The sequence below is a fragment of the Planococcus sp. BI3 genome (assembly GCF_056680115.1).
The window spans coordinates 1,598,807-1,614,456 of record NZ_CM155266.1 but is presented as its reverse complement, the minus strand read 5'-3'; the positions used below and the strand labels follow the sequence as shown (position 1 = coordinate 1,614,456).

At 48.2% G+C, this 15,650-nt stretch carries 7 protein-coding genes, 2 rRNA genes and 2 riboswitches; all 9 genes read left to right on the top strand.

From position 1 onward, the window contains the following. The first annotated feature begins 60 nt into the window (after positions 1 to 60). The 9 genes from AC1MEO_RS08215 to AC1MEO_RS08175 all read left to right on the top strand — a co-directional run bounded on the left by AC1MEO_RS08215 (position 61) and on the right by AC1MEO_RS08175 (position 15,597). On the top strand, positions 61 to 1,530 hold the full coding sequence (locus tag AC1MEO_RS08215) for a nicotinate phosphoribosyltransferase (protein WP_480335508.1): 1,470 nt from the start codon (positions 61 to 63) through the stop codon (positions 1,528 to 1,530). An 11-nt stretch (positions 1,531 to 1,541) separates the two neighbouring features. Further along, complete coding sequence (nadE, locus tag AC1MEO_RS08210) at positions 1,542 to 2,369, top strand: ammonia-dependent NAD(+) synthetase (protein WP_480335507.1); 828 nt, start codon at positions 1,542 to 1,544, stop codon at positions 2,367 to 2,369. A 166-nt stretch (positions 2,370 to 2,535) separates the two neighbouring features. Then, entirely contained in the window at positions 2,536 to 3,486 is a 951-nt protein-coding gene (locus tag AC1MEO_RS08205) for an AAA family ATPase (protein ID WP_480335506.1), read from the top strand. Further along, the gene (locus AC1MEO_RS08200) at positions 3,483 to 4,697 is read left to right on the top strand and encodes a DUF58 domain-containing protein (RefSeq protein WP_480335505.1); all 1,215 of its coding nucleotides are present in this window, start codon (positions 3,483 to 3,485) and stop codon (positions 4,695 to 4,697) included. The genes AC1MEO_RS08205 and AC1MEO_RS08200 overlap by 4 nt, the downstream gene beginning before the upstream one ends. Continuing rightward, positions 4,694 to 6,877 (top strand): DUF4129 domain-containing transglutaminase family protein, encoded by a 2,184-nt coding sequence (locus AC1MEO_RS08195; protein WP_480335504.1) that lies wholly within the window; start codon positions 4,694 to 4,696, stop codon positions 6,875 to 6,877. The genes AC1MEO_RS08200 and AC1MEO_RS08195 overlap by 4 nt, the downstream gene beginning before the upstream one ends. A gap of 32 nt (positions 6,878 to 6,909) precedes the next feature. Continuing rightward, positions 6,910 to 7,011: riboswitch (purine riboswitch) on the top strand. A gap of 130 nt (positions 7,012 to 7,141) precedes the next feature. Beyond that, positions 7,142 to 8,680 carry a glutamine-hydrolyzing GMP synthase gene (gene guaA, locus AC1MEO_RS08190; protein WP_480336061.1) on the top strand — a complete coding sequence of 513 codons (1,539 nt, stop codon included), beginning with the start codon at positions 7,142 to 7,144 and terminating at the stop codon, positions 8,678 to 8,680. 124 nt (positions 8,681 to 8,804) lie between these two features. After that, a riboswitch (purine riboswitch) is annotated at positions 8,805 to 8,906 on the top strand. A 115-nt stretch (positions 8,907 to 9,021) separates the two neighbouring features. Next, positions 9,022 to 10,359 (top strand): NCS2 family permease, encoded by a 1,338-nt coding sequence (locus AC1MEO_RS08185; protein WP_480335503.1) that lies wholly within the window; start codon positions 9,022 to 9,024, stop codon positions 10,357 to 10,359. A 548-nt stretch (positions 10,360 to 10,907) separates the two neighbouring features. Beyond that, positions 10,908 to 12,459, top strand: a 16S ribosomal RNA gene (locus tag AC1MEO_RS08180). Positions 12,460 to 12,665: 206 nt separating this feature from the next. After that, a 23S ribosomal RNA gene (locus AC1MEO_RS08175) occupies positions 12,666 to 15,597 on the top strand. The 16S and 23S rRNA genes sit together here, the layout of an rRNA operon. Positions 15,598 to 15,650 lie beyond the last annotated feature (53 nt).

Genomic DNA, 15,650 nt, shown 5'->3' with positions numbered 1-15,650 from the left:
AGTCCCACCTGTATTGGTGTATAATTGTGGCATTACTGATGGTGGAAGAAGGAGACTCTTATGGATAAGCATTATGCGGATGACAGTTTGGCGTTACACACAGATTTATATCAAATCAATATGTCAGAGGCTTATTGGGCAGATGGCATGCATGAACGGAAAGCAGTGTTCGAATTGTTTTTCCGTAAATTGCCATTTGGCAATGGCTATGCCCTTTTTGCTGGATTGGAACGGGTTTTGGATTACTTGAAAAACTTCAAATTTACGGAAAGTGATTTGGCATATCTTCAAGAACAACTTGGCTACAAAGATGACTTTATTGAATATTTACGGACAGTCCGGTTTACGGGGGATGTCTACTCGGTGGTTGAAGGTGAATTGGTTTTCCAGAATGAGGCGTTGATTCGTGTGGAAGCGCCGCTCGTAGAAGCACAATTAATCGAAACTGCTCTATTGAATATTGTCAACTACCAGACTTTGATCGCGACGAAAGCCAGCCGCATCAAACAAATTGTGAAAAAAGAGCGGGTAATGGAATTCGGAACGAGGCGCGCACAGGAAATGGACGCCGCAATCTGGGGGACGCGAGCGGCCTATATCGGCGGACTTGAAGCGACCAGCAATGCACGGGCAGGCAAGAAATTCGGTATTCCGGTAGCAGGGACGCATGCCCATTCAATGGTGCAGGCCTATAAAGACGAATATGAGGCATTTCATGCTTATGCCAAACGCCATAAAGACTGTGTCTTTTTAGTGGATACATATGATACTTTAAAATCCGGGTTGCCTATCGCGATAAAAGTGGCACAGGAATTAGGCGACCAAATCAACTTCATGGGAATTCGGCTGGATAGTGGGGACATTGCCTTCCTTTCGAAAGAAGCGCGGAAAATGCTGGATGCTGCAGGTTTCCCGGAAGCGGAAGTGGTGGTCTCCAATGACTTGGATGAATACACGATTCTGAACTTGAAAGCCCAAGGTGCCCGGGTAGATTCCTGGGGCATCGGCACGAAGCTGATCACTGCCTACGACCAGCCGGCGTTAGGTGCAGTGTATAAATTGGTTGCGATTGAAAACGAAAACGGCGAAATGGAAGATACCATTAAAATTTCCGGAACTGCAGAAAAAGTTACCACTCCGGGGCTGAAAAACGTTTACCGGATCATAGATAGGGAAAATGGAAAATCAGAAGGCGATTATATCGCGATGCATGATGAAGACCCTGCTTCGCAGGAGCGTTTAAAAATGTTTCATCCGATCCATACGTTTGTCTCGAAGTTTGTCACAAATTTCGATGCCATCAATATTCATCAAAAAGTTATTGAAAACGGCCAGGTCATTTACAAGAATCCAAGCTTGCAGGAAATGCAGGCCTATGCAATCCAAAATATGGATTTGTTATGGGATGAATACAAACGTTCACTAAATCCTGAAGAATATCCGGTGGATCTCAGCCAAAAATGTTGGGACAACAAAATGAAGAATATTCAAGAGGTGCGGCAAGCGGTTCATGATTATATCGGAGACTGAGGAGGAGCCATATGTCTACTTTACAGCAGCAAATCATCGAAGAGCTGAAAGTTCAGCCTTCCATTCAACCAAAAGAAGAGATTGAACGCACGGTTTCATTTTTGAAGGAATACTTGAAGCACCACTCTTTTTTAAAAGGGTTTGTACTGGGCATTTCAGGCGGTCAGGATTCTACATTGCTTGGCAAAATGGCCCAGATGGCAATTGATGAATTGAATGAAGAATCTGGTGGCACCGAATATGGATTCTATGCCCTGCGTCTGCCTTATGGCGTACAGTTGGATGAACATGATGCCAAGGACGCGTTGGATTTTATTCAGCCGACTGGGCTTTACACCATTAATATCAAAGAAGCTGTCGATGCCAGTGATCGGACGCTGGAAAAAGCGGGCATCCAGTTATCCGATTTTGAAAAAGGCAACAAAAAGGCTCGTGAACGGATGAAAGTCCAATACGCGGTTGCAGCGATGCATGGTGCCGTAGTGTTGGGAACAGATCATGCAGCAGAAGCCATAACGGGGTTCTATACGAAGTTCGGTGATGGAGCAGCCGATTTGATGCCGTTATTCCGTTTGAACAAGCGGCAGGGACGGGCCATGTTAAAGGAACTCGATTCTCCGGAACATCTGTACATGAAAATTCCAACGGCAGATTTAGAAGATGACAAACCGGCAATTCCCGATGAAGTGGCTCTCGGAGTCACTTATGAAATGATCGATGATTATTTGGAAGGCAAGAAAATTCCGGCGGACGCTCAGGAAACGCTGGAAGGCCATTATTTGAAGACACAGCATAAGCGCCATTTGCCGATTACGATTTTTGATGATTTTTGGAAATGACAAACGAAAAAAGCAGGGATCCTTCGGGGTGTCCTGCTTTTTTCATTTTAGGATAAAGGTCAGGGGAAGAAGCCGTGCAGTTGAGTTATTACCTGATTTTCGTTATGATTACGGTAAGATTGTGATAATTCAAAACATTTTTCGATTCGTATTGGAGGAACTATAGATGAATGCAAAAGAACGGTTGGAACAAGTCATTGATAATATAGAGAAAGTCATCATCGGCAAGCGCAATATTGCGGAGTTGAGCATTGTTGCCATGTTGTCTCACGGCCATGTCCTGCTTGAGGATGTTCCGGGGGTCGGAAAAACCATGCTGGTCCGTGCTTTGGCGAAATCAGTGGGAGCCGATTTCAAGCGCATTCAATTTACGCCCGATCTGCTGCCGTCGGATGTCATCGGTGTGTCGATCTATAACCCGAAAGACATGGAATTCCATTTTCGGCCGGGCCCGATTATGGGCAATATCATTTTAGCTGATGAAATCAACCGAACTTCCCCTAAGACCCAATCTTCTCTCTTGGAAGCCATGGAAGAAGCCTCTGTCACGATCGATGGAGTAACGATGCAGATTCCCAAACCGTTCTTTGTGATGGCAACGCAAAATCCAATCGAGTATGAAGGGACATATCCTCTTCCTGAAGCACAGCTCGACCGTTTTTTATTGAAAATAAAAATGGGTTACCCGACGCCTAAAGAAGAAATGGAAGTGCTGAACCGCGCACAGTCTGCAGCGCCAATCGAAGAATTGACTTCGGTGATTTCCCTCAATGAACTGCTTGAACTGCAGGAACAGGTGAAAACCATTAAAGTGGATGAAACCATCCGCAGCTATATCGTCGATTTGTCCAGGCAGACCCGGCAGGATTCCTATGTCTATCTCGGAGTCAGTCCGCGTGGCTCTATCGCTTTGATGAAAGCATCTCAAGCCTATGCTTTATTGAAGGGGCGGGATTTTGTGACACCCGATGATGTCCAGTATTTGGCGAAATTCGTTTTCGGCCATCGCATCATGCTGCGTTCAGAGGCCCGTTACGATGGGATCACCGCAGAAGAAATTACAGAACGAATATTAGCGAAAACCCGTGTGCCTGTTCAAAGGCTTGTGGGCCAATGAACCGACTGAAAAAAATTACAGGTTTATGGGGGCGCTTAATCCTCGTTTTATTCATCCTTTTTCTGACCTTTTCCTTTGCTATGTTTCAGGGCGGGTTTGTCAGCTGGTTTATTTTTTACATGGTTCTGCCATTTATCCTTTATTCCGTGCTGCTGACTTTCTATCCTTTGCAGGATGTCGAAGCCACTCGGGATATCCATACAGCCCAAGTCAGGAAAGGTGGAAGTTTATCAGCCACCGCTACGATTAACAGGAAAATTCCCTTTCCGCTGCTTTACACGGTGTTGAGTGAACAAACCAATTCTCCTTCTCTAAATAAAAGAATGGGGGGGCAACAACAGAAAATGGTCGTTCCGGGATTCCAAAAAACGATTTCCTGGACTTATGCTATTGACCAGATGCCGAGGGGAGAACATGTGTTGGAAGGGATTCGCGTGGAAATCGCTGATTTTTTCGGCTGGGTGAAAAAAAGTTGCTTGTTGCCTGTTCAACAGACTGTCCTGGTTTATCCGAACACTGTGGAGATCGCCTATCGACCGATGGAATCACGCTATGATCAAGGATCCATGGCGGCTCCTTTTACCTTGGTGAAGGACACGACCATGGCGAGTGGAATCCGCGATTATCAGCCGGGAGACCGGGTCTCTTGGATTCATTGGAAATCTTATGCACGCACACAGACATTGCGCACGAAGGAATTTGAAGATCGCCAATCGCAGGAGCTTTTTTTATTGGATGACAGAAAAAAATCAGAGAAATTTGAGTTGCAGATAGAGTTGGTGGCGTCTATTTTGAAGTCCATCGTGCGCGCAAACTCAAGCGTGGCTTATCTGTCAGTGGGCCGAAAGCGCAATTATTTCCCGTTGATCCAAACCGAAGAGCATCTGCAGCGGGTGATGTATCATCTGGCGAAAGTTCAAAGTGATTTGGATAAGCCGGTGGATCAAGCCATCGGCCGTGAGCTCCAGCAGATGAATACTTCGAGTCTGCTGTATGTGACCAGCCAGTTGTCGATGGACATGGTTCAGTCCATTCAGCGAAATGCTAAAAGCCTGACCAACTGTATGTGTTTGGTTGTTGTCAATAAAGGCGAAACCTTGCTTAAAGAAGATGAGGAAGTGCATCAGTTTGCCCGCTCGAAAGGCTTTGTCGTCAGGCGTGTGAGTCCGGAGAATTTTGCAACAGTGTTTACGGAGGTGAGCCGGCAATGACTTCCATAAGAAAAAACAAACTATTTATGGCTGTTTTATATGTGCTGGTTTTCTTTATGCTGGCTGAGTGGCTGACACCGGTCATTGTGTTGACCGAAACAGGACATAAAGCGCTTTTCCTGATTTTTATCGCCGTTGGTTTGTTGATGGCTTTTTTAAGGGTTCCATGGTGGTTTTCAGGACCGATAAAAATTTTGTACATTTTATGGTTCATTGTCTATGCCTATACCGGCAATCTGTTTTTTAACGGCGAAGCGCTTGCTTTTCTCCGAAACGATTTCGGTCTGAATTTTTCAGCCTTAACAACCCAGAACTGGGCGCAGACGACAGATGTTTTTCGGACCGTATTATTTTTTGTTTTGCTCTGGATGGCCATTTATTTGATCCATTACTGGGTGAGTTTCAGATTAAGTATTTTCCTGTTTTATTTATTGACCGTCATTTTCATAGCGGTGCTGGACACGTTCAGTCCCTATTCAGGAGATACAGCCATTATCAGGATTATGGTCATCGGCTTGCTTCTTGCCGGTCTATTGTATTTGGCGCGTTGGATGGAAGGGCACCGGATATTGGAGCGTACAGATAAAATGGCTTTGTTTGCGGTGCCGCTTGTTTTGGTGGTGGCGGCTTCGACTGCGCTTGCATTATATCTGCCGAAAGCAGGGCCGATCTGGCCAGATCCGGTTCCGTTTATCACATCTTTCTCAGGACAGGGGGGTGTCGGAAGCGGAGGAAATGTCGGCCGGATCGGTTACGGAGTCGATGATTCACGGCTTGGCGGTTCCTTTATCGGAGATGATACCCCTGTATTCCGCGCGGAGGTGTCGGAAGGCCAGTATTGGAAAGTAGAGTCCAAAGATTTCTATACAACGAAAGGCTGGGAACTTACGGAAAATATAGGCCAATCATTCGTCTATGAAAACAACGAAACGGTTGAAACTGATTTTGTCCCGGATGAAGAAGAGCTCGAAACGGCTCTGTTGTCGATGGAACAGGAGTTTCCATTTGTCCTTTATCCTTACGGAACCCAATCCTTTTCAATGGAAGAACCGCTGGACTATCAGTACAGTACAGCAGACCAGCGATTTGAAACCTATCAGAACGGAGAAGAGTTCGAGCCTGAAACCGTTGAAATCACTTTCAATGAACCCAGCTACAGCCTCACCGCTTTACGGGAAACAGAGCAGGAGGATTTGGCGGAGCTGCCGTCAGAGTTTGATCGTTTCCTGCAATTGCCGGATGAGTTGCCTGCGCGTGTCGGGGATTTGGCTGCTGAAATCACCGAAAGCAGCGATACTGTCTATGATAAGACGCGGGCAATAGAGCGGTATTTCAGTACTTCCGGATTTGTATACAGCCAATCCGATATCCCGGTGCCTGAAGCTGATCAGGATTATGTGGATCAGTTCTTATTTGAAACTCAAAGAGGCTATTGCGATAATTTCTCAACCTCGATGGTGGTGATGCTGCGCTCTCTTGATATTCCAGCCCGTTGGGTCAAGGGATTTAATGAAGGCGAGCAGATCAATGCAGAAGGGGACACCGATATCTTTCAGGTGACAAATAATAATGCCCACTCGTGGGTAGAGGCTTATATGCCGGGTGTCGGTTGGATGCTGTTCGAACCGACCATCGGCTTTACCGGTTCTTCTTCAATCGATTTCGATTTGGAGCTGGATGCGACGGATCCGGAACAGCCTGCCCAACAGGAGACTCCGCTTGCAGAAGACCCTGACACGCTGGAAGAAGAGGAAGCGGCTGTGTCTTCAGGCCCATCTTTCTGGGATGGGTTAACTGAATTTATTGGAGCTAATCGCTGGAAACTCATCTGGGCTTTTGTGGGGAGCGTTCTACTGGCAGGCATCCTCTTTAAAATTCGTCATAAATGGATGCCGAAGTTGCTGGTTTCCTATTACCGAAGCCGCGGAGGCGGTACCGATCGTTTTGAAAAAGCCTACCTGAGGTTGTTGAAGCAATTGGATCTGTATGGCATTCATAGAAAACCAGGGCAGACATTGAAATCTTACGCAGCGTATATCGATTCATTTTTCGGGACTCAGGAAATGTCGGAATTGACGGAAGCCTATGAGCGCTCGGTATACGGTGGGGATGCCGAATCTGTTGACTGGCAAGAGTTGAGGGAAAGTTGGGAAAATTTAATCAATCGCACAAGCGGTTGATTTTACAACCTTTAGCTTGTACAATTGAGAAAATTATAGAATACAGGTGCCCTCATATATGTCCGGTGATATGGATCGGATGTCTCTACCAAGTCTCCGGAAATGACTTGACTATGAAGGTGGATGACGCATGCTTTTTGACATGTGCATTCGCCTTTTTGATGTAGAGCAGAAGAACGCGAGGTCCAATTTTCGCGTTCTTTTGCTATTTTGAGACCTGAATTGAATTGAATAGAAGAGGTGAAGGTTTTGCCAGTTAGTCCAATGTTGAAAGAACAGAAAAAAATCGTCGTTTTGGATTTTGGAAGTCAATACAATCAGTTGATCACTCGCCGCATCCGTGAAATCGGCGTATACAGTGAGCTTCATCCACATACAGTTACTGCTGAAGAAATCAAAGACATGAATGCTACGGGAATCATTTTCTCAGGTGGCCCAAATTCTGTTTACGATAAAAATGCTTTTTCCATCGATGAAGCGATTTTTGAAATGGGCTTGCCGATTTTAGGCATCTGCTACGGCATGCAGCTGATGGCTTTGCACTTGAAAGGAAATGTGGAGAAATCCCAAAACCGCGAGTATGGCAAAGCAGAGCTGAAGCTGACGAAAGAAAGCAAGATATTCAAAGACCTTCCTGAAGAACAGATTGTTTGGATGAGCCACGGAGACTTGGTTACTGCAGTGCCTCCAGGATTTGACGTCATCGGAACCAGCGCAGGCTGTCCGATCGCATCAATGGCTGACGAAAGCCGCGGATTTTACGGCGTTCAATTCCACCCGGAAGTACGCCACTCGATTTACGGCAACGATCTTCTGCGCAAGTTCGTCTATGACGTTTGCGGCATGAAAGATGACTGGTCGATGGAAAATTACATCGAATTGGAAATCGAAAAAATCCGTGAAGAAGTCGGCGACAAAAAAGTGCTTTGCGCGCTTAGCGGCGGAGTGGATTCATCAGTAGTTGCGGTTTTGCTCCACAAAGCGATTGGTGACCAATTGACGTGCATGTTCGTGGATCATGGTTTACTTCGAAAAGGGGAAGCGGAAAGCGTCATGAAGACTTTTGCTGACGGATTCAACATGAATGTCATCAAAATCGATGCACGCGACCGTTTCATGAGCAAGCTTGAAGGCGTTACTGATCCCGAGAAAAAACGAAAAATCATCGGCAATGAATTTATCTACGTATTTGATGATGAGGCTTCAAAATTGGAAGGCATGGACTTCCTTGCACAGGGAACTCTTTATACCGACATCATCGAAAGTGGCACAACCACTGCACAAACCATCAAATCCCACCACAATGTAGGCGGTTTGCCGGACGACATGCAGTTTAAATTGATCGAACCATTAAATACATTATTCAAAGATGAAGTTCGTGTGCTTGGAACAGAGCTTGGCATGCCGGATGAAATCGTTTGGCGCCAGCCATTCCCAGGTCCTGGCCTTGGTATTCGTATCATGGGAGCAGTCACCGAAGAAAAACTGGAAATCGTCCGCGAATCTGATTGGATTTTGCGCGATGAAATCAGCAAAGCCGGCCTTGACCGTGACATTTGGCAATACTTCACCGTGCTGCCAGATCTTCGCAGCGTCGGTGTTATGGGCGATGCCCGTACCTACGATTATGCAATCGGCATCCGTGCAGTCACTTCAATTGATGGCATGACCTCTGATTGGGCACGCATCCCTTGGGAAGTGCTGGAGAAAATCAGTGTCCGGTTAGTCAATGAAGTCGACCACATCAACCGCGTACTGTATGACATTACGAGCAAGCCACCAGCAACAATTGAGTGGGAATAATCCTAGAGGTGCCAGCTAACAAAGCTGGCACCTTTTTTTGTCCGTTTCACGAACTTTTTTTGCTTATTCTATATAAATGTTCGTGTTTAGTCTTGTTTATTCATTTTAGACATGATATATTACGAATGAAATTAAATAAGCTTGTCGTATAATGTCGGGGATATGGCCCGAAAGTTTCTACCGAGTTACCGTAAATAACTCGACTACGATTTTAATCCGCTCAGGTGAAGAGTAGGATGCCTTTCTTTTTTTAGTGAAAGGATAAATCGAACACATACGGCAATCTGCTGTATGTGTTTTTCTTTTGTAGAAATTATACGCAGGCATTCGGAGGAATCAGAATGAAAAAGTATTTTCAGTTTGAAGAACTGGGAACGAATTACCGCCGGGAAATTATTGGCGGTCTAACTACATTTTTAGCGATGGCGTATATCCTTGTCGTCAACCCGCTGACATTAACCTTGGAATCAGTTCCAGATCTTCCAGATGCAATGCGGATGGATTACGGAGCTGTCTTTATGGCTACTGCTCTGGCTGCGGCGATCGGCTGTCTCGTCATGGGCATCCTGGCAAAGTATCCAATAGCACTTGCTCCAGGTATGGGTCTGAATGCATTCTTTGCTTACACCGTTATTCTGACATACGGAATTCCTTGGCAAACGGCTTTGACAGGTGTTTTATTTTCCGGCCTTATATTTATTCTCATCACACTAACTGGTCTTCGTGAATTGATCATCAATGCCATTCCTGCCGAATTGAAATATGCGGTGGGTGCGGGGATCGGCCTTTACATTACGTTTATCGGATTTCAGAATGCAGGCATCATTGTTGATAATCCGGCTACTCTGGTTGGCTTAGGCGATCTTACAAGCGGTTCAGCTCTGCTGGCAATCTTCGGCTTGTTCGTCACCGTCATTTTTATGGTCCGCGGCATTCAAGGCGGAATCTTTTTCGGGATTTTGATTGCAGCAGTTGTCGGTATGATTTTCGGAGTAGTCAACTTGCCGAGTGCCATTATCGATTTGAATGTGCCGAGTATGGCACCGACTTTTGGAGTGGCGCTTGAACCAATCTTCAACGATTTCGGTTCATTGCTGAATATCCAATTCCTTGTAGTTGTGCTGACATTCCTGTTCGTCGATTTCTTCGATACAGCTGGAACTTTGGTTGCTGTAGCAAATCAGGCAGGTTTGATGAAAGACAATAAACTTCCGAGAGCAGGCAAAGCGCTGATGGCTGATTCAATCGCTACAGTCAGCGGAGCCATCTTCGGAACGTCGACGACGACTTCGTATATCGAATCCACATCTGGCGTTGCCGCTGGCGCACGTTCCGGATTTGCGGCCGTCGTCACCGGTCTGCTGTTCCTGGTTTCGATCTTCTTCTATCCTCTACTTGAAGTGATCACCAGTGCCGTAACAGCGCCGGCTTTGATTATCGTCGGTGTCTTGATGGTTTCAGCACTTGGGAAAATCGATTGGACGAAATTTGAAATTGCGGTTCCAGCATTCCTGACGATGATTGCTATGCCTCTTGGCTACAGTATTGCAACGGGAATCGCGATTGGATTTATCTTTTATCCGATTACGATGGTAGTAGCTGGCAAAGGCAAACAGGTTCATCCGATCATGTACGGGCTGTTTGTAATTTTCATTCTGTATTTTGTTTTCATAGCGTGAATCCAAAAGCCTTCCAGAGAACCTGGAAGGCTTTTTTTCTTTGGGTGAAATAATAAAGGCGTCGTATATATAGAAGGAACTTAAAAAATGCCGGCGGGATAAAGATGCGCGCAGAAAAAAACCAGCTTATAAAATCCAGCTGTGAGAATATTACCAGGGCTTTTCTACAAGAGAAATTCAAGTGCTGACCAGTAGTGGGAAAGCTTTATATATAAGGAGATAGCTTCAATGTAAAGAGGGGATTCCCTTTCAAATCTGTAACGCTTTTGTAATCTTTTTGTTAAGAATTTTCTGTTATAATAAAGTTGTGAAAGAATCTGCGATAAAGTGTTGACTCTGTAATATGACCGTGGTATATTAATCAAGTCGCCAATGAGCGCGACACTTTGAACCTTGAAAACTGAACAGCAAAACGTCAACAAACAGCAACGGCCGCGCAAAACGGCCCGCGCAAAACTTACTGATCAGCATTCGTGCAGATCACAAGCGAACCGTGCGTCTAACGACCACGGTACGCCAGCAAGTCAAAGAGCAGTCAAATGTTCTCTATAATGGAGAGTTTGATCCTGGCTCAGGACGAACGCTGGCGGCGTGCCTAATACATGCAAGTCGAGCGGAACCATTGGAGCTTGCTCCATTTGGTTCAGCGGCGGACGGGTGAGTAACACGTGGGCAACCTGCCCTGCAGATCGGGATAACTCCGGGAAACCGGTGCTAATACCGAATAGTTTGCGGCCTCTCCTGAGGCTGCACGGAAAGACGGTTTCGGCTGTCACTGCAGGATGGGCCCGCGGCGCATTAGCTAGTTGGTGGGGTAATGGCCCACCAAGGCGACGATGCGTAGCCGACCTGAGAGGGTGATCGGCCACACTGGGACTGAGACACGGCCCAGACTCCTACGGGAGGCAGCAGTAGGGAATCTTCCGCAATGGACGAAAGTCTGACGGAGCAACGCCGCGTGAGTGACGAAGGTTTTCGGATCGTAAAACTCTGTTGTGAGGGAAGAACACGTGCCAACTAACTACTGGCATTTTGACGGTACCTCACCAGAAAGCCACGGCTAACTACGTGCCAGCAGCCGCGGTAATACGTAGGTGGCAAGCGTTGTCCGGAATTATTGGGCGTAAAGCGCGCGCAGGCGGTCCTTTAAGTCTGATGTGAAAGCCCACGGCTCAACCGTGGAGGGTCATTGGAAACTGGAGGACTTGAGTGCAGAAGAGGAAAGTGGAATTCCATGTGTAGCGGTGAAATGCGTAGAGATGTGGAGGAACACCAGTGGCGAAGGCGACTTTCTGGTCTGTAACTGACGCTGAGGCGCGAAAGCGTGGGGAGCAAACAGGATTAGATACCCTGGTAGTCCACGCCGTAAACGATGAGTGCTAAGTGTTAGGGGGTTTCCGCCCCTTAGTGCTGCAGCTAACGCATTAAGCACTCCGCCTGGGGAGTACGGCCGCAAGGCTGAAACTCAAAGGAATTGACGGGGGCCCGCACAAGCGGTGGAGCATGTGGTTTAATTCGAAGCAACGCGAAGAACCTTACCAGGTCTTGACATCCCGCTGCCCGGTGTAGAGATACGCCTTTCCCTTCGGGGACAGCGGTGACAGGTGGTGCATGGTTGTCGTCAGCTCGTGTCGTGAGATGTTGGGTTAAGTCCCGCAACGAGCGCAACCCTTGATCTTAGTTGCCAGCATTCAGTTGGGCACTCTAAGGTGACTGCCGGTGACAAACCGGAGGAAGGTGGGGATGACGTCAAATCATCATGCCCCTTATGACCTGGGCTACACACGTGCTACAATGGACGGTACAAAGGGCTGCCAACCCGCGAGGGGGAGCCAATCCCAGAAAACCGTTCTCAGTTCGGATTGCAGGCTGCAACTCGCCTGCATGAAGCCGGAATCGCTAGTAATCGTGGATCAGCATGCCACGGTGAATACGTTCCCGGGCCTTGTACACACCGCCCGTCACACCACGAGAGTTTGTAACACCCGAAGTCGGTGAGGTAACCACTTGTGGAGCCAGCCGCCGAAGGTGGGACGGATGATTGGGGTGAAGTCGTAACAAGGTAGCCGTATCGGAAGGTGCGGCTGGATCACCTCCTTTCTAAGGATTAATTCGGAACCGGAGCATTGCGCTTCCGGGGTTGACGTTTTGCGTTCAGTTTTGAAGGTTCACCTTCAGGCGGCAACGCCTTTTTGTGATTCTTTCAACACTTGTTCTTTGAAAACTGGATAAAACGACATTGAAACATATATGCAAGCAATTCATGTACGCGTGGCTTTCGAGCCACAACTTTTTAATTGACCATTGGTTAAGTTAGAAAGGGCGCACGGTGGATGCCTTGGCACTAGGAGCCGAAGAAGGACGGCACTAACACCGATATGCTTCGGGGAGCTGTAAGTGAGCTGTGATCCGGAGATTTCCGAATGGGGGAACCCGCTGCCTTTAATCGGGCAGTATCCATGTGTGAATTGATAGCACATGAGAAGGCAGACCCAGGGAACTGAAACATCTAAGTACCTGGAGGAAGAGAAAGCAAATGCGATTCCCTGAGTAGCGGCGAGCGAAACGGGATCAGCCCAAACCAAGAGGCTTGCCTCTTGGGGTTGTAGGACACTCTATACGGAGTTACAAAAGGAAGGATTAGGCGAAGCGACCTGGAACGGTCCGCCGCAGCGGGTAACAGCCCCGTAGCCGAAAACCCTTCCCCTCCAGAGTGGATCCTGAGTACGGCGGAACACGTGAAATTCCGTCGGAATCCGGGAGGACCATCTCCCAAGGCTAAATACTTCCTAGTGACCGATAGTGAACCAGTACCGTGAGGGAAAGGTGAAAAGCACCCCGGAAGGGGAGTGAAATAGATCCTGAAACCGTGTGCCTACAAGTAGTCAAAGCCCGTTAATGGGTGATGGCGTGCCTTTTGTAGAATGAACCGGCGAGTTACGATTGCATGCAAGGTTAAGCTGAGAAGGCGGAGCCGCAGCGAAAGCGAGTCTGAATAGGGCGCCAGAGTATGCAGTTGTAGACCCGAAACCAGGTGATCTACCCATGTCCAGGGTGAAGGTAAGGTAACACTTACTGGAGGCCCGAACCCACGCACGTTGAAAAGTGCGGGGATGAGGTGTGGGTAGCGGAGAAATTCCAATCGAACCTGGAGATAGCTGGTTCTCTCCGAAATAGCTTTAGGGCTAGCCTCAAGATTGAGAATCCTGGAGGTAGAGCACTGTTTGGACTAGGGGCCCATCCCGGGTTACCGAATTCAGACAAACTCCGAATGCCAGTGATTTATGCTTGGGAGTCAGACTGCGAGTGATAAGATCCGTAGTCAAGAGGGAAACAGCCCAGACCACCAGCTAAGGTCCCCAAATATCCGTTAAGTGGAAAAGGATGTGGCGTTGCTTAGACAACCAGGATGTTGGCTTAGAAGCAGCCATCATTTAAAGAGTGCGTAATAGCTCACTGGTCGAGTGACACTGCGCCGAAAATGTACCGGGGCTAAACGGATTACCGAAGCTGTGGATGGACATCGTAGATGTCCGTGGTAGGAGAGCGTTCTAAGGGCGTTGAAGTCAGACCGCAAGGACTGGTGGAGCGCTTAGAAGTGAGAATGCCGGTATGAGTAACGAAAGACGGGTGAGAATCCCGTCCACCGAATGCCCAAGGTTTCCTGAGGAAGGCTCGTCCGCTCAGGGTTAGTCGGGACCTAAGTCGAGGCCGATAGGCGTAGACGATGGACAACAGGTTGATATTCCTGTACCACCTCCCCGCCGTTTGAGCAATGGGGGGACGCAGAAGGATAAGGAGAGCGTGCCGTTGGTTGTGCACGTCCAAGCAGTGAGGCGTGGAATGAGGCAAATCCCATTCCTGATACGTTGAGCTGTGATGGCGAGAGGCCTAGCCTCGGAGTCCCTGATTTCACACTGCCAAGAAAAGCCTCTAGCGAGGCGGGAGGTGCCCGTACCGCAAACCGACACAGGTAGGCGAGAAGAGAATTCTAAGGTGAGCGAGTGAACTCTCGTTAAGGAACTCGGCAAAATGACCCCGTAACTTCGGGAGAAGGGGTGCTCTGGTAGGGTGTATAGCCCGAGAGAGCCGCAGTGAATAGGCCCAGGCGACTGTTTAGCAAAAACACAGGTCTCTGCAAAACCGTAAGGTGACGTATAGGGGCTGACGCCTGCCCGGTGCTGGAAGGTTAAGGGGAGTGCTTAGCGCAAGCGAAGGTGCGAACTGAAGCCCCAGTAAACGGCGGCCGTAACTATAACGGTCCTAAGGTAGCGAAATTCCTTGTCGGGTAAGTTCCGACCCGCACGAAAGGCGTAACGATCTGGGCACTGTCTCAACGAGAGACTCGGTGAAATTATAGTACCTGTGAAGATGCAGGTTACCCGCGACAGGACGGAAAGACCCCGTGGAGCTTTACTGTAGCCTGATATTGAATTTTGGTGCAACTTGTACAGGATAGGTAGGAGCCTTTGAGCCCGGAGCGCCAGCTTCGGGGGAGGCGTCAGTGGGATACTACCCTGGTTGTATTGAAATTCTAACCCACACCCCTGATCGGGGTGGGAGACAGTGTCAGGCGGGCAGTTTGACTGGGGCGGTCGCCTCCTAAAGAGTAACGGAGGCGCCCAAAGGTTCCCTCAGAATGGTTGGAAATCATTCGCAGAGTGTAAAGGCAGAAGGGAGCTTGACTGCGAGACGTACAGGTCGAGCAGGGTCGAAAGACGGGCTTAGTGATCCGGTGGTTCCGCATGGAAGGGCCATCGCTCAACGGATAAAAGCTACCCCGGGGATAACAGGCTTATCTCCCCCAAGAGTCCACATCGACGGGGAGGTTTGGCACCTCGATGTCGGCTCATCGCATCCTGGGGCTGTAGTCGGTCCCAAGGGTTGGGCTGTTCGCCCATTAAAGCGGTACGCGAGCTGGGTTCAGAACGTCGTGAGACAGTTCGGTCCCTATCCGTCGCGGGCGCAGGAAATTTGAGAGGAGCTGTCCTTAGTACGAGAGGACCGGGATGGACACACCGCTGGTGTACCAGTTGTTCTGCCAAGGGCATCGCTGGGTAGCTATGTGTGGCCGGGATAAGTGCTGAAAGCATCTAAGCACGAAGCCCCCCTCAAGATGAGATTTCCCATTGCGCAAGCAAGTAAGATCCCTCAAAGACGATGAGGTAGATAGGTTCGAGGTGGAAGCGTGGCGACACGTGCAGCTGACGAATACTAATCGATCGAGGACTTAACCAAACAAAGTACGGATTCTTGCATGGAATCAATGTCGTGTATCCAGTTTTGAGCGA

Bases quoted from the DNA above. Each gene is read 5' to 3' on its own strand.
- AC1MEO_RS08185 (WP_480335503.1), top strand. From the start codon at position 9,022: ATGAAAAAGTATTTTCAGTTTGAAGAACTGGGAACGAATTACCGCCGG.
- guaA (WP_480336061.1), top strand. From the start codon at position 7,142: ATGTTGAAAGAACAGAAAAAAATCGTCGTTTTGGATTTTGGAAGTCAA.
- nadE (WP_480335507.1), top strand. From the start codon at position 1,542: ATGTCTACTTTACAGCAGCAAATCATCGAAGAGCTGAAAGTTCAGCCT.
- AC1MEO_RS08195 (WP_480335504.1), top strand. From the start codon at position 4,694: ATGACTTCCATAAGAAAAAACAAACTATTTATGGCTGTTTTATATGTG.
- AC1MEO_RS08215 (WP_480335508.1), top strand. From the start codon at position 61: ATGGATAAGCATTATGCGGATGACAGTTTGGCGTTACACACAGATTTA.
- AC1MEO_RS08205 (WP_480335506.1), top strand. From the start codon at position 2,536: ATGAATGCAAAAGAACGGTTGGAACAAGTCATTGATAATATAGAGAAA.
- AC1MEO_RS08200 (WP_480335505.1), top strand. From the start codon at position 3,483: ATGAACCGACTGAAAAAAATTACAGGTTTATGGGGGCGCTTAATCCTC.